General features: G+C 69.7%; 21 protein-coding genes. 13 read left to right on the top strand and 8 right to left on the bottom strand.

Features of this window, described 5'->3' with window-relative positions; all coding sequences use genetic code 11:
* Window positions 1-180: 180 nt before the first annotated feature.
* The 3 genes from OG306_RS04855 (at window position 181) to OG306_RS04865 (ending at window position 5,579) form a co-directional block, all read left to right on the top strand.
* Window positions 181-1,656 carry a Gfo/Idh/MocA family protein gene (locus tag OG306_RS04855; protein ID WP_371665142.1) on the top strand — a complete coding sequence of 492 codons (1,476 nt, stop codon included), beginning with the start codon at window positions 181-183 and terminating at the stop codon, window positions 1,654-1,656.
* 225 nt (window positions 1,657-1,881) lie between these two features.
* Window positions 1,882-3,801, top strand: a complete 1,920-nt coding sequence (locus OG306_RS04860; RefSeq protein WP_371665143.1) for an ABC transporter transmembrane domain-containing protein — start codon at window positions 1,882-1,884, stop codon at window positions 3,799-3,801.
* Complete coding sequence (locus tag OG306_RS04865) at window positions 3,798-5,579, top strand: ABC transporter ATP-binding protein (RefSeq protein WP_371665144.1); 1,782 nt, start codon at window positions 3,798-3,800, stop codon at window positions 5,577-5,579. Before OG306_RS04860 ends, OG306_RS04865 begins: the two co-directional genes overlap by 4 nt.
* Before the next feature lie 329 nt (window positions 5,580-5,908).
* Here OG306_RS04865 and OG306_RS04870 read toward each other — a convergent pair whose 3' ends face one another.
* Window positions 5,909-6,349, bottom strand: a complete 441-nt coding sequence (locus OG306_RS04870) for an Lrp/AsnC family transcriptional regulator (protein ID WP_371665145.1) — start codon at window positions 6,347-6,349, stop codon at window positions 5,909-5,911.
* 141 nt (window positions 6,350-6,490) lie between these two features.
* On the opposite strand from OG306_RS04870, the gene OG306_RS04875 reads away from it, so the two are divergent.
* The gene (locus OG306_RS04875) at window positions 6,491-7,408 is read left to right on the top strand and encodes an SMP-30/gluconolactonase/LRE family protein (protein WP_371665146.1); all 918 of its coding nucleotides are present in this window, start codon (window positions 6,491-6,493) and stop codon (window positions 7,406-7,408) included.
* Between the two features lie 492 nt (window positions 7,409-7,900).
* Here the strand turns inward: OG306_RS04875 and OG306_RS04880 are convergent, their stop codons facing one another.
* Window positions 7,901-8,692 carry a metal-dependent hydrolase gene (locus OG306_RS04880; protein WP_371665147.1) on the bottom strand — a complete coding sequence of 264 codons (792 nt, stop codon included), beginning with the start codon at window positions 8,690-8,692 and terminating at the stop codon, window positions 7,901-7,903.
* A gap of 138 nt (window positions 8,693-8,830) precedes the next feature.
* Here OG306_RS04880 and OG306_RS04885 point away from each other — a divergent pair, with 138 nt between their 5' ends.
* Together OG306_RS04885 and OG306_RS04890 are read left to right on the top strand one after the other, a co-directional pair.
* On the top strand, window positions 8,831-11,344 hold the full coding sequence (locus OG306_RS04885) for a DEAD/DEAH box helicase (RefSeq protein WP_371665148.1): 2,514 nt from the start codon (window positions 8,831-8,833) through the stop codon (window positions 11,342-11,344).
* Between the two features lie 46 nt (window positions 11,345-11,390).
* Window positions 11,391-12,263 carry an acyl-CoA thioesterase gene (locus OG306_RS04890; protein ID WP_371665149.1) on the top strand — a complete coding sequence of 291 codons (873 nt, stop codon included), beginning with the start codon at window positions 11,391-11,393 and terminating at the stop codon, window positions 12,261-12,263.
* 12 nt (window positions 12,264-12,275) lie between these two features.
* Here OG306_RS04890 and OG306_RS04895 read toward each other — a convergent pair whose 3' ends face one another.
* From OG306_RS04895 to OG306_RS04910, 4 genes are all read right to left on the bottom strand, one after another.
* Entirely contained in the window at window positions 12,276-12,542 is a 267-nt protein-coding gene (locus tag OG306_RS04895) for a DUF6011 domain-containing protein (protein ID WP_371665150.1), read from the bottom strand.
* 111 nt (window positions 12,543-12,653) lie between these two features.
* A complete protein-coding gene (locus OG306_RS04900) occupies window positions 12,654-12,926 on the bottom strand; it encodes an SHOCT domain-containing protein (protein ID WP_371665151.1) in 273 nt (90 codons plus the stop codon).
* A gap of 85 nt (window positions 12,927-13,011) precedes the next feature.
* A complete protein-coding gene (locus OG306_RS04905; RefSeq protein ID WP_371665152.1) occupies window positions 13,012-13,476 on the bottom strand; it encodes a DUF6325 family protein in 465 nt (154 codons plus the stop codon).
* Window positions 13,477-13,684: 208 nt separating this feature from the next.
* Complete coding sequence (locus OG306_RS04910; RefSeq protein WP_371665153.1) at window positions 13,685-14,125, bottom strand: DUF7144 family membrane protein; 441 nt, start codon at window positions 14,123-14,125, stop codon at window positions 13,685-13,687.
* A 157-nt stretch (window positions 14,126-14,282) separates the two neighbouring features.
* Here OG306_RS04910 and OG306_RS04915 point away from each other — a divergent pair, with 157 nt between their 5' ends.
* The 3 genes from OG306_RS04915 (at window position 14,283) to OG306_RS04925 (ending at window position 16,120) form a co-directional block, all read left to right on the top strand.
* The gene (locus tag OG306_RS04915) at window positions 14,283-14,864 is read left to right on the top strand and encodes a helix-turn-helix domain-containing protein (protein WP_371665154.1); all 582 of its coding nucleotides are present in this window, start codon (window positions 14,283-14,285) and stop codon (window positions 14,862-14,864) included.
* 80 nt (window positions 14,865-14,944) lie between these two features.
* A complete protein-coding gene (locus OG306_RS04920; RefSeq protein WP_371665155.1) occupies window positions 14,945-15,511 on the top strand; it encodes a GNAT family N-acetyltransferase in 567 nt (188 codons plus the stop codon).
* A gap of 120 nt (window positions 15,512-15,631) precedes the next feature.
* A complete protein-coding gene (locus OG306_RS04925) occupies window positions 15,632-16,120 on the top strand; it encodes a glutathione peroxidase (RefSeq protein WP_371665156.1) in 489 nt (162 codons plus the stop codon).
* An 87-nt stretch (window positions 16,121-16,207) separates the two neighbouring features.
* On the opposite strand, the gene OG306_RS04930 is transcribed toward OG306_RS04925, so the two are convergent.
* The gene (locus OG306_RS04930) at window positions 16,208-17,434 is read right to left on the bottom strand and encodes an acyl-CoA dehydrogenase family protein (protein ID WP_371665157.1); all 1,227 of its coding nucleotides are present in this window, start codon (window positions 17,432-17,434) and stop codon (window positions 16,208-16,210) included.
* A gap of 174 nt (window positions 17,435-17,608) precedes the next feature.
* On the opposite strand from OG306_RS04930, the gene OG306_RS04935 reads away from it, so the two are divergent.
* Window positions 17,609-18,259 (top strand): TetR family transcriptional regulator, encoded by a 651-nt coding sequence (locus OG306_RS04935; protein WP_371665158.1) that lies wholly within the window; start codon window positions 17,609-17,611, stop codon window positions 18,257-18,259.
* 11 nt (window positions 18,260-18,270) lie between these two features.
* Here the strand turns inward: OG306_RS04935 and def are convergent, their stop codons facing one another.
* A complete protein-coding gene (gene def / locus OG306_RS04940) occupies window positions 18,271-18,816 on the bottom strand; it encodes a peptide deformylase (protein WP_266744810.1) in 546 nt (181 codons plus the stop codon).
* Between the two features lie 114 nt (window positions 18,817-18,930).
* Here def and OG306_RS04945 point away from each other — a divergent pair, with 114 nt between their 5' ends.
* The 3 genes from OG306_RS04945 to OG306_RS04955 all read left to right on the top strand — a co-directional run bounded on the left by OG306_RS04945 (window position 18,931) and on the right by OG306_RS04955 (window position 22,103).
* Window positions 18,931-20,169, top strand: a complete 1,239-nt coding sequence (locus tag OG306_RS04945; RefSeq protein WP_266744811.1) for a Mur ligase family protein — start codon at window positions 18,931-18,933, stop codon at window positions 20,167-20,169.
* Between the two features lie 34 nt (window positions 20,170-20,203).
* Window positions 20,204-20,932, top strand: a complete 729-nt coding sequence (locus OG306_RS04950) for a type 1 glutamine amidotransferase (RefSeq protein ID WP_266744812.1) — start codon at window positions 20,204-20,206, stop codon at window positions 20,930-20,932.
* A 142-nt stretch (window positions 20,933-21,074) separates the two neighbouring features.
* The gene (locus tag OG306_RS04955; protein ID WP_266744813.1) at window positions 21,075-22,103 is read left to right on the top strand and encodes a 6-phosphofructokinase; all 1,029 of its coding nucleotides are present in this window, start codon (window positions 21,075-21,077) and stop codon (window positions 22,101-22,103) included.
* Window positions 22,104-22,213 lie beyond the last annotated feature (110 nt).

A 22,213-nucleotide genomic window follows, 5' to 3' on the forward strand; every position in this document is an offset into this window, starting at 1 on the left:
CCCAATCGCCGGGCGTGCTCGGAATCCGAGCACGCCCGGCTTCTGCGTGCCCACAAAAGTCCATGGTTTCGGCGCAGGAGTCCAATCACTCCCCTTGCGCATCAGCAATACCAACTACCAGGGTCTTTAACGAGGTTCACTCAACAGCCGCGCACGTCAGACCCCTCTCCTGGAGGATCGATGAACGACGCAGCACAGCAGAACGACGACGGTACGCGGGACGGCGAAGACGGCTCGGTGAGCCGCCGCTCGGTCCTGTGGACGACCGCCACGGTGGCCGGTGCCGGGATCGGACTCGGCGGTCTCGGAAGCAGCACCGCGGCCGCCGCCATCCCCGGCCGGAGTCCGGAGACCGCTGCCGCGGCACAGCCGGATCAGGCGGCCGCCCCGAAGCGCCAGGGACGCACCATGGTGGGGGTGCCGTTCGACCGGCGTTCCACCGTACGGGTCGGCCTGGTCGGCCTCGGCAACCGCGGTGGCAGCATGATCGACCTCTTTCTCGCCGTCGGCGGCGTGCAGGTCGTCGCCGTCTGCGACCCGGTCAAGGCCAAGGCGGAACGGGCGGCTGCGAAGGTGACCGCCGCAGGGCAGCCGGCCCCCGCCGTCTACACCAATGGCGAGGACGACTACGAGAACCTCTGCAAGCGCGGGGACATCGACTTCGTCTATGTGGCGACGCCCTGGGACTTCCACTTCGAGATGGCGAAGACCGCCCTGCTGAACGGCAAGCATGTCGGCGTGGAGTGTCCCATCGCTCTCCAGCTCGACCAGCTGTGGGAGTTGGTCGACCTCTCGGAGCGCACCAGACGCCACTGCATGCAGCTGGAGAACTGCTGTTACGGACGCAACGAGATGCGGGTACTGCGCATGGCGCATGCCGGGCTCTTCGGTGATCTGCTGCATGGCGCGGGCGCGTACAACCACGATCTGCGTGGCCTGATGTTCGATCCGGGGTACTACGAAGGGCCCTGGCGCAGGCTGTGGCACACCCGGTTGCGTGGCGATCTCTACCCCAACCACGGCTTCGGTCCGGTCGCCAACTACATGGACATCAACCGTGGTGACCGTGCGGTGAGCATCACCAGTGTGGGCTCACCGTCCCTGGGGCTCGCCGAGTACCGCGAGAAACACATGCCGGCCGGTGATCCGAGCTGGAAGGAGACCTATATCGAGAGCGACCGGACGATCAGTCTCGTCCAGACCGCCAAGGGACGGGTCATCCGGCTGGAGCACGATGTGTCCACTCCGCATCCGTACTCGCGGATCAACAGCCTCGGCGGTACGAAGGGTGTCTTCGAGGACTATCCGGCCCGTATCTACATCGAGCCCGACCACACCGACGACAACTGGGGCGACTTCTCGAAGTACACGCAGTGGGACCACTGGCTGTGGAAGGAGCATGCCAACCCGCCCGGCGGTCACGGCGGCATGGACTACATGCTGGTGTTCCGGCTGATGCAGTGCATGCGGCTCGGTCTCGTCCCCGACTTCGATGTGTACGACGCGGCGACATGGACGTCGCCCGTGCCCCTCAGCCATCTGTCCATCAAGGCGAAGGGCGCGCCGCAGCAGATTCCGGACTTCACGCGCGGTGAGTGGAAGAAGGCCCGCTCCGGCGTGGATTCGAAGGATCCGGAAGGTCCGGGGAAGGCCTGACCGTCCGACGCGAGGGATGAGAGGAAGTGTGGGGTCCGGGCCGGCTCGGTTGAGCCGGCCCGGACCCCGCAGTGCTTCCCCCTCCCGCCCGCCCACTCGCGACCATGGCGTGAAAGGTGCCGTTCGTGGAGAAATTCGATTGCTCCGACGGGCCTTCCGGGGTGAACCTTGCACGGTTTGAGTCATTCACCGAACAAACCGGCACACACCGACCCATGGGACGTCATGCAGATTCGCGATCTTCCGTACTCGGATCCTGGCGATCCCGATGTCCGGTCGGGCCCACGCTTCCTGATCTGGCTCGGCCGCAATCAGCTCCGCGGTCAGCTCAAGGCCCTTTCCTGGGGGCTGTTGCACCAGTGTTCCCTGGCCGGACTGCCACCTGCCGTCGGCTTCGCCGTGCAGGCCGTCGTCGACCGTTCCGGCAGCCGCCTCGCGTGGGCGGGCGGACTGATCGCGGTCCTGGGTGTGCTGATCGCGCTGGGCGACACCATGCTTCACCGGAGCGCCATCACCAACTGGATCACCGCCGCCGCGCGCGTGCAGCAACTGCTGGCCCGTAAGACCGCGGAGCTCGGCTCGGCGCTGACCCGCCGGGTCGCCGCGGGCGAGGTCGTCGCGGTCTCCACCGGTGACGTGGAGAAGATCGGCTGGTTCGTCGAGGCACTCTCCCGCTTCGCCGCGGCCGCTGCCGCCCTCGTGCTGATCTGCGCGGGGCTCGTCCTCTATCTGCCCTCGCTGGGCATCCTGGTGACACTCGCCATGCCGTTGCTGGCCCTGGCCGTGCTGCCGCTGCTCCCCCGGGCCACCCGGCGCGCCGACCTCCAGCGCGAGAAGGCGGGCAAGGCCACCGAGCTGGCCTCGGACACGGTCGCCGGGCTGCGGGTACTGCGCGGCATCGGCGGCGAGGAGCTGTTCCTCGGCCGCTACCGGCGCGCCTCGCAGGAGGTCCGCAAGGCCGCGGTGCGCAGTGCGCGGATGTGGTCCCTGATCTCGGCCATCCAGGTGCTCCTGCCCGGCGTGCTGCTCATCTCGCTGGTCGTGCACGGGGCGACGCTGGCCCGCGACGGCCGGATCGAGGTCGGTCAGCTGGTCACGGTGTACAGCGCGGCGACGCTGTTGCTGTTCCCGCTGCGCCACTTCGAGGAGATCGCGATGGCGTACTCCTTCTCACGGCCCTCCGCCAGGCGTGCGGTCCGGGTGCTGTCGCTGCACCGCACGGACCGGCCCTCGACCGTCGACGCCGTGCCGACCGGTGATCTGTACGACCCGGTCACCGGGCTGATGGCCCCGGAGGGTCTGTTCACCGCGGTGGTCTGCGGCGACCCGGACGAGGCGGGCCGGCTGGCCGAACGGCTCGGCGGACACGCGCACGTGGACAAGGACACGACCGGAATCCGGAACGAGGACGGGAACGCGTCGAAGTACCCGACGCGCGGGACGGACCACAACAGGCCGGAGAACGGCGGGCGGGCCGCCACGGACGGCGTCACGACGGAGCCGATGCATCTGTCCGTCCTGCTCGGTGGCGTACCGCTGGACGAACTCCCGCTGGACTCTGCCCGGACCGCGGTTCTGGTCCAGGACAAGGACCCGGTCCTGCTCTCCGGCACGCTGCGCGAGCTGCTCGATGTTCCGGCCTCGGAGCGGGTGTCCGCCGAGGACGCGCTGTCCGCCGCCCAGTGCGGTGACGTGCTGGACTCGTTGGCGCAGGCGTCCGTCGCCACGGACGGCGACCCCATGACGACGCGCATCACCGAACGCGGGCGTTCGCTCTCCGGTGGCCAACGCCAGCGACTCGCCCTGGCCCGCTCCTTGGTGACCGACCCGGAGGTGCTGGTTCTCGACGAGCCGACCTCCGCCGTCGACTCGCACACCGAGGCCCGGGTCGCCGCCGGAATCAAGGGGCTGCGTCAGGGCCGTACAACCGTGGCGTTCGCCTCGTCGCCGCTGCTGCTCGACCTGGCGGACCGGGTGGTGCTGGTGCACGGCGGCACGGTCGTCGCGGTCGGCGCACACCGTGAACTACTGCGTACGGACCTCCGTTACCGGGCGGTCGTGACACGCGAGACGGACGACGAGACCGCCGTCCCGGCCGCTCAAGGCACACTCAGGACCACCGAGGAAATCGAGGAACGGGCATGATCGGCGTCGCAGAACCGGCGTACGACCCGGCCGCACCGGAGTCGGCGACGACCCTGCCGGTCGGCACCTCCGCCACCGTACGGAGTTATGTACGGGAGCTGCTGCGGCGCCACCGCAGGCCGTTCGCCGTGCTCATCACGTTCAACGCCATCGCGGTGATCGCCTCGATCACCGGACCGTATCTGCTGGGCGGGCTGGTCGAGGATCTCTCCGACGGCGTCACCGACCTCCATCTGGAGCGCACCGCCGGGGTGTTCGCGCTCGCACTGATCGTGCAGACAGTCTTCACCCGGTCGATGCGTCTGCGCAGCGCGATGCTCGGTGAGGAGATGCTGGCCGATCTGCGCGAGGACTTCCTCGTGCGGTCGGTCGGGCTGCCGCCGGGCGTGCTGGAGCGGGCCGGGACGGGTGATCTGCTCTCCAGGATCACCACGGACATCGACCGGCTGGCCAACGCGATGCGCGAGGCCGTGCCGCAGCTGGCGATCGGTGTGGTGTGGGCGGGGCTGTTGCTGGCCGCGCTCACCGCGACGGCTCCGCCGCTGGCGCTCTCGGTGCTGATCGCCCTGCCCGTCCTGCTCATCGGCTGCCGCTGGTACTTCAAGCGGGCTCCGTCCGCGTACCGTTCGGAGGCCGCCGGATACGCCGCGGTCGCGGCGATGCTCGCGGAGACCGTGGATGCCGGGCGGACCGTGGAAGCGCACCGGCTGGGTGCGCGCCGGGTGGCGCTGTCGGACACGCGCATCCGGCAATGGACCGCGTGGGAGCGGTACACACTCTTCCTACGTTCCGTGCTCTTCCCCGTCATCAACGCCACCTACGTGACGATTCTCGGCGCGGTCCTGATGCTCGGCGGCTGGTTCGTCATCGAGGGCTGGCTGACCGTGGGACAGCTGACGACGGGGGCGCTGCTGGCGCAGATGATGGTCGATCCGATCGGGCTGATCCTGCGCTGGTACGACGAGCTGCAGATCGCTCAGGTGTCGCTGGCCCGGCTGGTGGGCGTCCGGGACATCGAACCGGACGCCGGCGACGCGGAGGTGGTCCCGGACGGCCGGGACGTACGCGCCGAGGAGGTCCGCTTCGGCTACCGCGCCGGGCTGGATGTCCTGCACCGGGTGTCGTTGGACGTCGCGCCGGGTACGCGCCTGGCGCTGGTCGGCCCGTCCGGGGCCGGAAAGTCCACGCTGGGCCGGCTCCTTGCCGGGATCTACGCGCCGCGCACGGGTGAAGTGACGCTCGGTGGTGCGGAGTTGTCGCGGATGAAGGCGGAGCAGGTACGTACGCATGTGGCGCTGGTCAACCAGGAGCACCACGTGTTCGTGGGTTCGCTGCGGGACAACCTCCTGCTGGCCCGCGCCGGTGCCGGGGACGCCGAGCTGTGGGCGTCGCTCGCGGCGGTCGACGCGGACGGCTGGGCGAGGGGCCTGGCGGAGGGGCTGGACTCCGAGGTCGGCTCCGGCGGTCTGGCGCTGACCCCCGCTCAGGCCCAGCAGATCGCCCTGGCCCGGCTGGTCCTGGCCGATCCGCACACGTTGGTGCTGGACGAGGCGACGTCCTTGCTGGACCCGCGGGCCGCCCGGCATCTGGAGCAGTCGCTGGCCCGGGTGCTGGACGGCCGTACGGTCGTGGCGATCGCCCACCGGCTGCACACCGCACACGACGCGGATGTGATTGCGGTCGTCGAGAGCGGCCGGATCAGTGAACTGGGCAGCCATGACGAGCTGGTGGCGGCGGACGGCGCCTACGCGGCGCTGTGGCGGTCCTGGCACGGCTGAGGAGCGAGGGGCCCGCCGGTCGGGCCAGGCAAGAAGTGCGCGCGACGCGTACAACGTCGCCGTCATCACGACTGACCTTGAACACCCCGACTGCGAGGAACTGTTCACCCGGCTTCACCACACTTCCGGGCGGCCCGTTTCCATTCCGCGCGAGCACCCCACCTCGAACCGGTGCTGCAGCAGAAGGACATCGGGGAGCTCGCCGGACGCAGCCCCGGGGGCATCCGCTACTCCTTGGAACAGGCTCGCGTCCCCCTGTGAGTGCGGCGCGGCGCGACGAGGCAGGAATCGATGTCGTACAGGGCGTCATAAACCTTCACGGAGGTGCTTCAGACTCCCGTCGACACCGGCCTCTCGAAGAACGTCTCCAGGGCCACCGTCGCCTGAGTGCCACTGACGCCTTCGATCTCGTACAACCGCCTTAGTACGTCCTGAAGTTGCTCGGTCGTCCCGGTCCTGACCTTGACCAGGACCGATGCGCTGCCCGCGATGATGTGGGCCTCCTGCAGTTCGGGGATCGCGGCGAAGCGCTTGCCGGAGTCGCCCATCCAGGCCGACGAGTCGACCATGACGAAGGCCAGCACCCCGCCGCCTACGGCGGCGGGGTCCACCTCGACCGTCGTGCGGCGGATCACCCCCGACTCGCGCAGCTTGCGCACCCGCTCATGGGCCGCGCCCGCCGAGAGCCCGACGGCCTTGCCCAGGGCGGTGTACGCCTGCGTGGCGTCCTCCTGCAGCAGGTTCAGCAGCTTCCGGTCCACATCATCCATAACACTCTCCTCCGAACCGGCTCCAGCAAATGGCTTCGCCCACCATATGACATCCTGCAATACTCACTTTTGGCAGGATGCTACTCACAACTTAGATGCTGTTCATAACTTGGAACGCAGGACTACTGAAGGAGAACGGACATGGCCACCGGCCGCTCCGCGCTGCACGAAGTGCTCGACGACAGGTTCCGTACGGAGAAGTGCACCGTGGGTGATGGGCAACTGGAGACGCTCCACGTGGGCTCCCGCTGGGCGGAGGGGCCGCTGTACATACCGGCCTGGCGCCAGCTGATCTGGAGTGACATCCCGAACGACCGGATGCTGCGCTGGGACGAGATGACCGGGGCCGTCAGCGTCTTCCGCTCACCCGCGGGGCACTCCAACGGCAACACCTTGGACCGGGAGGGCCGTCTGATCACGTGTGAGCAGGGCAACCGCCGGGTCACCCGCACCGAGCACGACGGCTCGGTCACCGTGCTCGCCGACCGCTACCGGGGCAAGCGGCTCAACAGCCCGAACGACGCGGCCGTGAAGTCCGATGGCTCGATCTGGTTCTCGGATCCGGACTTCGGGATCACCAGCGACTACGAGGGCCACCGCGCCGAGAGCGAGATCGGCTCCAACAACGTCTACCGAATCGCCCCGGACACCGGCGAGGTGCGGCTCGCGGCCGACGGCTTCGGCGCCCCCAACGGCCTTGTCTTCTCAGCCGACGAGAGCGAGCTGTACGTCTCCGACACCCGGGCCAACCGGATCCGCGTCTTCGAGGTACGCGCGGACGGCACCCTCTCCGAGGGCAAGGTTTTCGCCGACGGGACCAAGGAGGGCCGCTTCGACAATATCCGCTTCGACGACCGGGGCCACCTCTGGGCCGCGGCCATGGACGACGGAGTGCACTGCTACGCCCTGGACGGGACCCTGCTCGGCCGCATCCTGGTGCCCAACACGGTCTCCAATATCCGCTTCGGCGGCCCGAAGAGGAACCGCCTCTTCATCACGGCGAACGACACGCTCTATTCGCTGCTCATGGGGGTCACGGCGGCACCGAGGGCGGTTTGAACCCCAGTTCTCGGAACTGCCCCCCATGACCTTCTTGGCGGCCATTACCTTCTTGGCGGCCCCGCAATGGGGCGCCACCTCGGCACAGTGATCGGGTTCTCGGTCCCAGCCGTTTCAGTACGGGTGCTTGTCGGGCTTGTTCACCCATGCCTCGTAGGAAGTGGCCCCCAGCTCGGGAAGGAGCTGTTCGAGAGTGATGCTCCGCCGGTCCGGGGGTTTCTCGAAGTCGCGGCACCGGGGGCGACGGCGAGGTGGTGTCCGGCGAGGGCGCCGGGCCGAGGCACGAGGCGGACCGGAGCAGGTCATCGCCGTAGACGGTGGTGACGCCCGGTGTAGCCGATGCTGCGCGGCCTGCTCGACGGGAACGGTCCAGGGGCGGCCGGGGAGATCGTTCCGGCTCAGCGTCCGGTGCAGCGCGACTCTGCCTGGTCGGCCGTTCCCCGTCCCGGCCGTCGGGCCCGGCTTGTCGGCACCGGCCATCGGTACCGACGGTCAGATGAAGTTCAGCGCCACTGCCCCGCTCAGTCCCCCGAGCACCATGAACACCGGCATCAGCACCTTCAGCTCCACCCAGCTCCCGGCCCGGAACCGCATGCCCTTCGGCGGCCCGATCGGGTACCAGCGCTTGCGTCCCAGCGGTATGGGCCACAGGATCGGGCAGCCGGAGACGGTCAGTGCGTCGCCGATGTCGTGGACGAGCGCACCGAGCACGATCGGCAGCCCCAGCCACAGGTACTCCTGCCCGGGGGCGCTGAACAGCCAGTCCGAGCCGTTGCCCGGCTTGTCCAGGACGCCGGCCAGTATCCAGGCGCTCGTCGCGCCGAGCAGCCACACCAGGACGTCACTGGACATCCGGGCCGCCCGCCACAGCAGTCCTTCGACGGCGAGCACCAGGTGGACGAAGAGGATCGCCAGGACCGCCCACCGGCCGCCGGTGATCGCCGCGGCGGAGGCGCCGGCGCCGATCAGGACCGCCCAGAGCCAGGTGTGCGTCAGGGTCCGGTGGCCGCCGTTGCGGTGCGAGTCGCCACGCATCCTGGTCGCCTTGTAGACGGCGTGCGAGAGCTTGTCGACGATCTCGCAGAGACCCCGGGAGACCGGACCGAAGGCGCGCGAGATGGTCGCGGACTTGTGGTCGAGGTCCGGGGCCAGCGCGGCTCCGGCGGTGATCAGCGCGCCGACGACCAGGACGGGCCACGGCATCGCGTGGCCGGCGGCCGCCGCCGCCGCGCCCACCCCCAGCCAGGCCGCTGCCCCTGACAGAGAGTGTGCCGGTCCCATCATGGTTCTTCCCGCCCCCAAAATCGCATCGCTGCCATTGCCGCCCAGGCACGGCCGAGTTGAGTGGGCAGCGTATCGCCCGTGATCTTCATACAGTCGTCCGGTTCCCTCATCCGGGCGGAAGGCAGGCAAGATGGGGGCGTGACCCTTATCGATCAGCTGCCCCCGACCGACGACCCCGACACCCTCTTCGAGGCTTTCTCGTCATGGACGAAGACGCAGGGCATCACCCTCTATCCCGCTCAGGAGGAGGCGCTGATCGAGGTGGTCTCCGGCGCGAATGTGATCCTTTCCACCCCGACCGGCTCCGGAAAGAGCCTGGTCGCGGCGGCCGCGCACTTCACGGCGCTGGCCCAGGACAAGGTCACCTTCTACACGGCGCCGATCAAGGCACTGGTCTCGGAGAAGTTCTTCGACCTGTGCAAGCTGTTCGGTACGGAGAACGTCGGCATGCTCACCGGCGACGCCTCCGTCAACGCGGACGCCCCGGTGATCTGCTGCACGGCCGAGGTGCTGGCGTCCATCGCGCTGCGTGACGGGAAGTACGCCGACATCGGCCAGGTCGTGATGGACGAGTTCCACTTCTACGCCGAGTCGGACCGCGGCTGGGCCTGGCAGATCCCGCTCCTGGAGCTGCCGCAGGCCCAGTTCGTCCTGATGTCGGCCACGCTCGGTGACGTCAGGATGTTCGAGGAGGACCTGACCCGTCGCACCGGCCGCCCCACGTCCGTGGTGCGCTCCGCGACCCGGCCGGTGCCGCTCAGTTACGAGTACCGGCTGACCCCGATCACCGAGACCCTCACCGAACTCCTGGAGACCAGGCAGTCGCCGGTGTACATCGTGCACTTCACCCAGGCCGCGGCCGTCGAGCGGGCGCAGTCGCTAATGAGCATCAACATGTGCACCAAGGAGGAGAAGGAGAAGATCGCCGATCTGATCGGCAACTTCCGCTTCACCACCAAGTTCGGCCAGAACCTCTCCCGCTATGTGCGCCACGGCATCGGGGTGCATCACGCGGGCATGCTCCCGAAGTACCGGCGCCTGGTGGAGAAGCTCGCCCAGGCCGGTCTCCTGAAGGTGATCTGCGGTACGGACACCCTCGGCGTCGGCGTCAACGTACCCATCCGCACGGTGCTGTTCACGGCGCTCACCAAGTACGACGGCACCCGCGTTCGTACGCTGCGCGCCCGTGAGTTCCACCAGATCGCGGGCCGGGCGGGCCGGGCCGGATTCGACACGGCGGGCTTCGTCGTGGCACAGGCGCCCGAGCACGTCATCGAGAACGAGAAGGCCGTCAAGAAGGCGGGCGACGACCCGAAGAAGAAGCGCAAGGTGGTCCGCAAGAAGGCCCCCGAGGGCTTCGTCGCCTGGTCGGAGACCACCTTCGACAAGCTGATCCAGTCCGATCCGGAGCCACTGACCTCCCGCTTCCGGGTCACGCACACGATGCTGCTGTCCGTGATCGCGCGTCCCGGCAACGCCTTCGAGGCGATGCGGCATCTGCTGGAGGACAACCACGAGCCGCGCAGGGCACAGCTGCGGCACATCCGCCGCGCCATCGCGATCTACCGCTCGCTGCTGGACGGCGGTGTCGTGGAGCAGCTCGACAAGCCGGACGCGGAGGGCCGTATCGTCCGGCTCACCGTCGATCTCCAGCAGGACTTCGCCCTCAACCAGCCGCTGTCCACCTTCGCGTTGGCCGCGTTCGACCTGCTGGACCCCGATTCCCCTTCGTACGCGCTGGACATGGTCTCCGTCGTCGAGTCGACGCTCGACGACCCGCGGCAGATCCTCGCCGCGCAGCAGAACAAGGCGCGCGGCGAAGCGGTCGGGCAGATGAAGGCGGACGGTGTCGAGTACGAGGAGCGGATGGAACTGCTCCAGGACGTCACGTATCCGAAACCGCTGAGCGAGCTGCTGTGGCACGCGTACGACGTGTACCGCAGGAGCCACCCGTGGGTGGGCGACCACCCGGTGTCACCGAAGTCCGTGATCCGTGACATGTACGAACGCGCCATGACGTTCACGGAGTTCACCTCGAACTACGAGCTGGCCCGCACCGAGGGCATCGTGCTGCGCTATCTGGCGGGTGCGTACAAGGCTCTTGAGCACACCATCCCGGACGACATCAAGTCCGAGGACCTTCAGGACCTGATCGCCTGGCTCGGCGAGATGGTCCGCCAGGTGGACTCCAGTCTCCTCGACGAGTGGGAGCAGCTCGCCAACCCGGAGGTGGAGACCGCCGAGGAGGCTCAGGAGCGGGCCGACGAGGTGAAGCCGGTCACGGCCAACTCCCGTGCCTTCCGGGTGCTGGTGCGCAACGCGTTGTTCCGCCGAGTGGAGCTGGCCGCGCTGGACAAGGTCCACGAGCTCGGTGAGCTGGACGGCGACACGGGCTGGGACGAGGACGCGTGGGGCGACGCCATGGACGCCTACTGGGACGAGTACGACGATCTGGGCACCGGTCCGGACGCGCGCGGGCCGAAGCTGCTGAAGATCGACGAGGACGCCGCGCACGGCCTGTGGCGGGCGCGGCAGACCTTCGCCGACCCGAACGGCGACCACGACTGGGGCTTCAGCGCGGAGATCGACCTGGCGGCCTCCGACGAGGAGGGCCGGGCGGTCGTCAGGGTCACCTCGGTCGGCCAGCTGTGACCGCGCTCATACCCACGGCACCCCCGCGAGAGTGGAGACGAACCGCATGACGAACCCTGCCGAGCGGCTGGTCGATCTGCTCGACCTGGAGCGGATCGAGGTCAACATCTTCCGTGGGCGCAGCCCCCAGGAGTCCCTGCAGCGGGTCTTCGGCGGGCAGGTCGCCGGACAGGCCCTGGTGGCGGCCGGCCGTACCACCGACGGGGACCGGCCGGTCCATTCGCTGCACGCCTACTTCCTGCGTCCGGGGCGTCCGGGTGTGCCGATCGTCTACGACGTCGAGCGCATCCGCGACGGCCGGTCGTTCACCACCCGCCGGGTCACGGCCGTCCAGCAGGGCCGGACGATCTTCAATCTGACGGCGTCGTTCCACCGGCCGGAGGAGTCGGGCTTCGAGCACCAGCTGCCGCCCGCCCGTGAGGTCCCCGATCCCGAGGAGCTGCCGACCGTCGCCGAGGAGGTGCGCGAGCACCTGGGGGTGCTTCCGGAGGCGCTGGAGCGGATGGCCCGTCGGCAGCCGTTCGACATCAGATACGTGGACCGGCTGCGCTGGACGCGGGACGAGGTCAAGGGCGCGGACCCGCGCAGCGCGGTCTGGATGCGCGCGGTCGGCCCGCTGGGCGACGACCCGCTGGTGCACACCTGCGCGCTGACGTACGCCAGCGACATGACGCTGCTCGACGCGGTCCGTATCCCGGTGGAGCCGCTGTGGGGTCCGCGTGGTTTCGACATGGCGTCGCTGGACCACGCGATGTGGTTCCACCGGCCGTTCCGGGCGGACGAATGGTTCCTCTACGACCAGGAGTCACCGATCGCCACCGGCGGACGGGGGCTGGCGCGCGGCCGGATCTACGACCGCGGGGGCAACCTGCTGGTGTCCGTGGTGCAGGAGGGGCTGTTCCGCCGCCTGGGCGAGTAGCCGTGCCCGGGCTCAGATGCCGAAAAGCGGGTCCTGTTCGACCTCGTGGCGGCGGGTGCGGATATCCGGGCCCGCGGGGTGCAGTTTGGCGTCGCAGGCGGGGCCGAGTCCGGTGCGGCGGGACTCCGTACCGGTGAGTGGCCGGCCGCACATGCGGCAGCGCACCACCCGCCGCCGGGCGGACGGGCCGCCCGGACCGTCCTCGGGCGGGGGCTCGGGCAGTGGCTCGGGAAGACCGGACTCGGGCAGGCGTTCGCGGAGCGGTTCGGCGGAGTCCACGGATCGATCTTCTCAGGGCGCCCGTCCACCCTGCGACTTCGCATGTCGAACAGCACACGACGGAGGTGTTCGCGCGACCCGGGTACGACCCCGACCGCGTGTCCCGACCGGTCAGGAGGCGAGGATTCTGGCCTTCTGTGCCTCGAACTCGCTGTCGCTCAGCACTCCTTGGCTCCTGAGGTCACCGAGCTCCTTGAGCTGGGCGATCTTGTTGCTCATCTCTTCCTCCGGCGCCAGGGCGGTGGGAGCGGGAGCCGGCTGGGCCCGGGTGGCTTCCTGCTGTGCCCAGCGGCCCGCCTGCCGCCGGGAGACCCGGTTGGAGACCGAGGTGGCGGTGCTGGCGATCACCGCCGTGCGGGCGACGCCGCGAAGAAGGCCTGGCATGTTGCATCTCCTTTGACTGGCTCTGCGGGAACGGGCGGCCCGACGGGACCGCGAACGGGTTCGGACCCGGGACTCGGCCGCGTCGTCAGGCCCTGGACTCGGCCACGTCGAGCGAGGCCAGAACCTCGTGGACCGGGATCCGCCCGTTGGCGACGAGGCGTCCGCCGGAGCGGCGCAGGGCTGCCGCGAACGGTGCCGTCCACACGTTCTCGTAGACGAGGATTCCGGCAGCGCTGCCGGGTTCGAGGATCGCGCTCGCCTCATCGATGTCGTCCTGGCCGATCAGGCCCGAGGACACCCCCTCGAACACGGCGAGGTCCACGCCTCCGTCCCCGGTCAGCTCGGAGAGTTCCACGCCGTCGACGGTGCCGTCGCGATTCTTCCTGACGAAGGTCAGATCCAGGATCCGGATGATGCCCCGGTCGACCAGGTCGACCAGCAGGAGCAGTCCTTGTCCCGTGATCCGGCTTCCCGCCGGAAACTCGACCACCAGGTAGTCGATCGGTCCTGTCTCGTCGCTCTCGACGCTCACGTCAGCTCCTTCCGACATCTCGACTGCCCCGGTTCCGTCGAGGCCACGTCCTTCGCCATTGCAGCAGCGGTGGGACCGGAACGCATCTCGGCCACGGCCCCGGGAGGACCCGGTCCCGTTACGCCATTGGACTGACAGCCGTCCACTCCCCCGGCCGGCCGGTGAGAGCCGTACCCCTGTGGTCCCCCGCCGCCACGGATGATGGTCGCGCTCTGGCCTGCGAGCGTCAGGTCCACTCATCCTGCTGCGGACCCGCGCAGAGTGCCCAGAGGATGAAGACGTCGATGGCGATGAGCACGATGGACCAGAACGGGTAGAAGGGCAGCCACAGGAAGTGGGCGAGTGCGCCCAGGCCCACGAGCACGATACCCACGACGCGCGCCCAGGTGGCTCCGCTGATCAGCAGCGCACAGCCGGCGAGGACGATGACGATGCCCAGGATGAGGTGGATCCAGCCCCAGCCCACGAGGCTGAACCGGTACACGTAGTTGTCGGTTGCGACGAACACGATGTCCCGGGTGATGGCCGCGATCCCCTCGAAGGTCGCCATCGCGCCTCCGAAGATCATCAGAACCGCGGCGAAGGTGGTCCACCCGTACCGGAAGGGATGACGTGCAGCCGGGGTGGTGTCACGCGCCACACTCGGCCCGTTGCTGGCACTGGCCATGTCAGCCTCCTCGGGTAGCAGAGCGACCCGGCGGACCCGAGTGGGCTCGCCGGGATTTCGCCGAACCAGCGTGGCACGACGACTCCCGGTCAGCAGAAGAACGACGTCCCGGCCATGGCTTCCCAGAATTTCTCGCAACAGGGATATCATCCCCGATGTGAGAGATTCCGAACGGGCGGAGCCGGGCTCCATCGCCGCCCGGCTCGCCGCGCGGCTGGGCGAACTGCGTACCGGACGCGGCTGGTCGCTGGACGAACTGTCCCGGCGCAGCGGGGTGAGCCGCTCCACGCTGTCCCGGCTGGAGCGGGGCGAGCTGAGCCCGACCGCCGCCCTGCTCGGCACGTTGTGCACGGTCTACGGGCGGACGATGTCGCGACTGCTGATGGAGGTCGAGGCGGAAGCACCGCAACTGGTGCCCGCCGCGCGGCAATCGGTGTGGCGGGACGAGGCGTCGGGCTTCGTACGCCGCTCGGTCTCGCCGCCCCACACCGGCCTGCGCGCTGAGGTTGTCGAGGGCACCCTGGACGCGGGGGCCGCCATCGCGTACGAGAGCGCGCCGGTGCCCGGCGTGGAGCAGCACGTCTGGGTGCTGGAGGGGACGGTCGAGATCACCGTCGACGGCGCCGTGCACACCGTGGGCAGTGGAGACTGCCTGCGATTCCTGCTGCACGGCCCCTCGCACTTCCGCTGTCCGGGGCCGGAGCAGGTCCGCTACGTGCTGGTGGTCGTCCTGCCGTGAATGACGCGAAGACCACCACGAAGACCGCGAGAGCCAGTGACAGCCGTGACAGCCGTGACAGCCGTGAAAGGACCTGCTTCATGATCGGGACCGTTGCGGTCTCCGGACCCGAACTGGTCACCTACGCCGATGAGTTGGCCGCGCTCCTGGTGGAGACCGTGAACGGCGGATCGTCGGTGGGTTTCCTCGCTCCGCTGGACCGCGGCGCGGCTGCCGACTGGTGGCGGAAGAGAGCCGGCGCCGTCGACGCCGGAGACCTCCAGGTCTGGATCGCCCGGGACGCGGAACGGGTGGCCGGGACCATCGGCCTGGTCCGGTCTCCGCTGCCGAATGCCCGTCACCGCGCGGAGATCGCCAAGCTGATGGTCCGTCCGTCGTGCCGCGGCCAGGGGCTCGGGCGGTCGCTGCTGGCCGCCGCCGAGCGGTCGGCCGCCGAGGCGGGGATCACGCTGCTGGTGCTGGACACCGAGAGCGACAGCCCCGCCGAACGGCTCTACCGTTCGGCGGGCTGGACGGAGTGCGGCTCGATTCCGGAGTACGCCGCCGACCCGGCCGGGACCCTGAAACCGACGACGCTCTACTACAAGGCGATCAGCGCCGCGCCGGAGTCGTCGGATCGGGCGGTGAGCCCGTCCACGTCCTCGTAGAGGCCACGCCGTCGGCGCGTCGTTGATCCCCGTTGTTCGGACGTCGGCCGTTCGAGTTCGTGACGATCAGCCAGTGGGCACGACAATGGCGGTGGAAGCCACCCTCACAAGGAGAGCCTCATGACGCTGTACGACATCCCCCTGCGCACACTCACCGGCGAGCCCGCATCCCTGGCCGACTACCGCGGCCGGGCGGTCCTGTTGGTGAACGTCGCGTCGAAGTGCGGGCTCACCCCGCAGTACGCGGGCCTGGAACGGCTCCAGAACGCGTACGGGGACCGCGGCTTCACCGTGCTCGGTGTGCCGTGCAACCAGTTCGCCGGCCAGGAGCCGGGGAGCGCGGAGGAGATCCGGTCCTTCTGCTCGACGACGTACGGTGTCAGCTTCCCGCTGCTGGAGAAGACCGACGTGAACGGCGAGGGCCGCCACCCGCTCTACGCCGAGCTGACCGCTCTCGCGGACGAGGACGGCGAGGCCGGTGACGTCCAGTGGAACTTCGAGAAGTTCCTCATCTCACCGGCGGGCGAGCCGGTCGCGCGCCTCCGCCCGCGCACGGAGCCGGAGGCCCCGGAGCTCATCGCCGCGATCGAGGCCCAGCTGCCCGCCTGACCGGTTCCGTCGTCGATACCGGACAGCCGAAGCGGGGGTGCGGGCCGCACGGGCGTGAACCGTGCACACTGCCACCCCCGCCCCGCGCTAGCGGATCGGCATGCCCGAGAGGGTGCGGGCGATCACCAGGCGCTGGATCTCGCTCGTGCCCTCGAAGATCGTGTAGATCGCCGCGTCCCGGTGCATCCGCTCCACCGGGTACTCACGGGTGAAGCCGTTGCCGCCGAGGATCTGGACGGCCTGCGCGGTGACCTTCTTCGCCGTCTCGCTCGCGTACAGCTTGGACATGGAGCCCTCGGCCGAGGTGAACGGCTTGCCGGTGGCCGCCATCCAGGAAGCGCGCCAGACCAGCAGCCGGGCCGCGTCGATCTGCGTACGCATGTCGGCGAGCTGGAAGGCGACACCCTGGTTGTCGATGATCGGCCGGCCGAACTGGGTGCGGGTCTTCGCGTACTCCAGCGCGACCTCGTACGCGGCACGGGCGGTGCCGACCGCCATGGCGCCGACCGCGGGGCGGGAGGCCTCGAAGGTGGCCATCGCCGCGTTCTTCACCCGCTCCCCGCCGGACGCGGCGCGCTCACGGGCCCGGGCCAGGCGCCGGTCGAGCTTCTCCTTGCCGCCGAGCAGGCAGTGGCCGGGGACGCGGACGTCCTCCAGCACGACCTCGGCGGTGTGCGAGGCACGGATGCCGTGCTTCTTGAACTTCTGGCCCTGGGAGAGGCCGGGGGTGTCCGGCGGCACGATGAACGAGGCGTGCCCCTTGGAACCGAGCTCCGGGTCGACCACGGCGACGACGACATGGACGCCCGCGATGCCGCCGTTGGTCGCCCAGGTCTTGGTGCCGTTCAGCACCCACTCGTCCTTGGCCTGGTCGTACACCGCGCGGGTGCGCATCGAGGCGACGTCGGAACCCGCGTCCGGCTCGGAGGAGCAGAAGGCCGCGACCTTGACGTCGTCGGCGTCGCCGTACATCTGCGGGATCCAGGTGCCGATCTGCTCCTCGGTGCCGTTGGCGAGGACGCCCACGGCCGCCAGGCCCGTACCGACGATCGAGAGGGCTATGCCCGCGTCCCCCCAGAAGAGCTCCTCCATCGCCATCGGGATGCCGAGGCCCGTCGGGTCGAAGAACTGCTGGGCATAGAAGTCGAGGGAGTAGATGCCGACCTTGGCCGCCTCCTGAATGACGGGCCAGGGCGTTTCCTCGCGCTCGTCCCACTCGGAAGCCGCCGGACGGATCACGTCCGCGGCGAAGCCGTGAAGCCAGTCACGCACCTGCTTCTGGTCGTCGTTGAGTTCGAGCGTGAACTCCGCCATGTTCCCCTCCACGTACTGCCCTGAAAAATCCACTGGTTACTTGCGGTAACCGCAGTCTGTTACCGGCAAGTAGCCTCTGTCAACCGCCCAGGTGCCGATCCACACGCCGCGGGACAGGGTGTTACGTTGCGCAGGCAGGACGCAATGTGCATGGCCAGGGCGGGGAGACGCGACATGGAGACCACACAACAGGCCGAGCGGCAGCGGACAGCGGCCGAGAGCCGCCGCCGCGAGCTGCTCGAAGCCGCCGACCGCGTGGTGCTCAGGGACGGGCCGGGCGCCTCGATGAACGCCATCGCGGCGGAGGCCGGAATCACCAAGCCCATCCTCTACCGGCACTTCGGTGACAAGGGCGGCCTCTACCGCGCCCTCGCCAAGCGCCACACCGACGCCCTGCTGATCGCTCTGCGGACGGCGCTGGACGCACCGGCCGAGCGCCGTCGGCGCGTGGAGTCGACGCTCGACACGTATCTCGCGGCGATCGAGGCCCGCCCGCAGGTCTACCGCTTCCTGATGCACCCGTCCGACGACTCCGCGCCCTCGACGGAGCAGGGTTTCGACGTCGGGCGGCACTCCGCGCCACTGCTGCGCAGGCTCGGCGAGGAACTCGCCCTGGTCATCGCCGAGCGGGTCGACCTGGGCCCCGACAGCGAGGCCATGGCCCGCATCTGGGGCCACGGCATCGTCGGCATGATGCATGCCGCGGGCGACTGGTGGCTCGGCGAACGCCCTTGCTCCCGCGAGCAGTTGGTGCGCAGCCTGGCAGATCTGCTGTGGGGCAGGCTGGCCGACGCGGGCGACCGGCCCGGCGGCCCGGGGTTCTGAGGCGCGCGCGGTCAGCCGCCCCGCGCCCAGGGCGCCCGGCGGGCCGCGCGCAGCGCCCTCGACCGGCGCAACCCGGTCAGCCGGTCCGTGTAGACCGTGCCTTCGAGATGATCGCACTCGTGCTGCAGGCAACGGGCGAAGAAGCCGGTCCCGGTGACCCGTACCGGCTCGCCCTCGACGGTCACGCCCTCGACGACGGCCCGGTCGAAGCGCGGGGTGCCCGCCTCGATGCCGGGGAGCGAGAGGCAGCCCTCCGGGCCGCGTACGGTGATGCCGTCCGCCTCGACCAGCTTCGGGTTGACGAGATGTCCGAGGTGTCGGACATCGTCGTCGTCCGGACAGTCGTAGACGAACACCCGCAGCGGAACACCGACCTGATTGGCCGCGAGCCCGACGCCCTGGGCCGCGTACATGGTGGCGTACATGTCCTCGACGAGGCGGGCGAGCGAGGGGCCGAAGTCCGTCACGGGCTCGCAGGCGCCGTGCAGCACCGGATCGCCGAGCAGACTCATGGCACGAATCAGTCCGGAACTGCCGGGGATCGGGCGGTTTCGCATGGCGGCAATCGTACGTTCTACGTGACCTCCACCTCCCCGGCGGTGCCGCGGTGCGGTCGCCGCGCCGGACATCGATAGGCTGGGCGTGGACCGATGCAAGGAGGATCTAGGACGATGGCAGGCAACACGGAGCCGCTGTCGCCGCGGGCCAAGCTGGCCGTGACGGCGGGTAAGGCCGCGGCGGCGGTGTCGCGCGCTGCGGGGCGCGGCAGCGGATCGGTGATCGGCGGCCGGGTGGCGCTCAAGCTCGACCCCGACCTGCTGGGGCGGCTGGCGCAGCACCTGGACGTGATCCTCGTGTCGGCGACGAACGGCAAGACGACGACGACCCGGCTGATCGCCGAGGCGCTGCGGGCCGCGGGCCCGGTCGTGTCGAACGCTCTCGGCGCGAACATGCCGGCGGGCATCACCTCGGCACTGGCGGGCGGTTCGGACTCGAAGTACGGCGTCATAGAGGTCGACGAGAAGTACCTCGCCGGGGTCGCGCGCGATACGACGCCCAAGGTGATCGCACTCCTCAATCTCTCCCGCGACCAGCTGGACCGCGCCGCGGAGACCCGGATGCTCGCGGAGAAGTGGCGTGAGGGGCTGTCCGGTTCGAAGGCCGTGATCGTCGCGAACGCCGACGACCCGCTGATCGTCTGGGCGGCGTCCTCGTCCCCCAATGTGGTGTGGGTCGCGGCCGGCCAGGCGTGGAAGGACGACGCCTGGTCCTGCCCGTCCTGCGGCGGTGTGATGCAGCGCCCGGGCGACGACTGGTTCTGCGGCGAGTGCGGTTTCCGCCGCCCCGCGCCGAGCTGGGTGCTGCACGGCGACTACGTCCTGGACCCGCACGGTTCGGCGTGGCCGATCCACCTCCAGCTGCCCGGCCGCGCCAACAAGGCCAACGCCACCAGCTCCGCCGCCGTGGCCGCCGTCTTCGGTGTGCCGCCGCAGGTCGCGCTGGAGCGCATGTACCAGGTGCAGGCCGTCGCGGGCCGCTACGACGTGGTCGGCTTCCTCGGCCGCGAGCTGCGGCTGCTGCTGGCGAAGAATCCCGCGGGCTGGCTGGAGACGTTCTCCCTGATCGACCCGCCGCCCACCCCGGTGATCCTCTCCGTCAACGCCCGGGGCGCGGACGGCACGGACACCTCCTGGCTGTGGGACGTCGACTACACCCAGCTCGCCGGTCACCCGATCTTCGTGCTCGGCGACCGCAAGCTGGACCTCGCGGTCCGTCTCGAAGTGGCCGGTCTCGACTTCCGGGTCTGCGAGAACCTCGACGAGGCCGTGCAGCAGGCCCCGCCCGGCCGCATCGAGGTCATCGCCAACTACACCGCCTTCCAGGATCTGCGCCGTCGTGTCGGCAACTGACCCCGGCCCCGGCCACCTCCGGAGAGGACGAAGCATGAGCAACAACGGTCTGCGTCTGGTCTGGGTCTATCCCGACCTCCTCAGCACCTACGGCGACCAGGGCAACGCGCTCGTGGTGGAGCGCCGGGCCCGGCAGCGCGGTCTCGAGGTGCAGCGCGTCGACGTCCGCAGCGACCAGCCGGTCCCGACGTCCGGTGACATCTATCTGATCGGCGGCGGTGAGGACCGGCCGCAGCGGCTCGCCGCGGAGCGGCTGCGCCGCGACGGCGGGCTCAGCCGGGCCGCGTCCAACGGCGCGATCATCTTCTCGGTCTGCGCCGGGTACCAGATCCTCGGCCATGAGTTCATCAACGACCTCGGTGAGCGCGAGGCCGGTCTCGGGCTGCTCGACGTGGTCTCCACCCGCGGCGAGGGGGCCCGGTGCGTCGGAGACGTACTGGCCGACATCGACCCGCGCCTCGGCCTGCCGCCGCTGACCGGTTTCGAGAACCACCAGGGCATCACCCATCTCGGCCCGACGGCACGGCCGTTCGCCCGGGTGCAGTTCGGCCGGGGCAACGGCACCGGCGACGGCACGGAGGGCGCGTACAACGACACCGTCTTCGGTACATACATGCACGGCCCCGTCATGGCACGCAACCCGCTGATCGCGGATCTGCTGCTGAAGCTGGCCCTCGATGTCAACGCCCTGCCGCCGACGGACGACCGCTGGTACGAGGCGCTGCGCGCCGAGCGCATCGCCTCGGCGACCCAGCCCGCCTGATGAGGCACATCCGGCTCAGCTGAGCGGCGTCCAGCAGGCGGACGCCCGGTTCGGTCCCGCCACCCTGCGCCGGTAGGGTGGCGGGATCCAACCGGACGACGTGGTCCGGTCGTCGGCCCACGTTGCAAAGGTTTCCCGGGCAATGCGAATTGGTGTGCTCACCTCCGGCGGCGACTGCCCCGGCCTGAACGCCGTCATCCGTTCCGTCGTGCATCGCGCGGTGGTCGACCACGGCGACGAGGTCATCGGCTTCCACGACGGGTGGAAGGGTCTCCTCGAGTGCGACTACCGCAAGCTCGACCTCGACGCGGTCGGCGGCATTCTCGCCCGCGGCGGTACGATCCTCGGCTCCTCCCGGGTCCAGCCCGCTCATCTGCGGGGCGGCGTCGAGCAGGCCAGGGGCCATGTCGCCGACCTCGGTCTCGACGTGATCATCCCGATCGGCGGCGAGGGCACGCTGAAGGCGGCCCATCTGCTCTCCGAGGCGGGCCTGCCGATCGTCGGCGTACCGAAGACGATCGACAACGACATCGCCTCCACCGACGTGACCTTCGGCTTCGACACCGCCGTCGGTGTCGCCACGGAGGCGCTGGACCGGCTGAAGACGACCGCCGAATCGCACCAGCGGGTGCTGATCGTCGAGGTCATGGGCCGCCACACCGGCTGGATCGCCCTGCACTCGGGCATGGCGGCCGGCGCGCACGCCATCGTCGTGCCGGAGCGCCCCTTCGACATCGACGAGCTGACCGAGGTGGTCGGCAGGCGTTTCTCGGCCGGCAAGAAGTTCGCGATCGTCGTCGTCGCCGAGGGCGCCAAGCCCCGCGAGGGCTCGTCCATGGAGATCGAGCAGGGCACCAAGGACATCTACGGGCACGAGCGGTTCGCCGGCATGGCCACACAGCTCTCCTCCGAGCTGGAGCAGCGCCTCGGCAAGGAGGCCCGCCCGGTGATCCTCGGCCATGTGCAGCGCGGCGGAACGCCGACCGCGTACGACCGGGTGCTCGCCACCCGTTTCGGCTGGCACGCAGTGGAGGCCGCACACCGCGGCGAGTTCGGCAAGATGACGGCGCTGCGCGGCACGGACATCGTGATGGTGCCGTTGGGCGCTGCCGTGGAGACCCTGAAGACGGTCCCGGCCGAGCGGTACGCCGAGGCGGAATGCGTGCTCTGAGCGACACCCTGTCCGACGAACTGCCCCCGGCCGCAGCTGCGGCCGGGGGCAGTTCTACTCTGGTCGGGACAACCGGCACGAAACGGGGACGTCCCCAGCGGGAGTGAACA

It is taken from the genome of Streptomyces sp. NBC_01241, assembly GCF_041435435.1.
Lineage (GTDB): Bacteria > Actinomycetota > Actinomycetes > Streptomycetales > Streptomycetaceae > Streptomyces.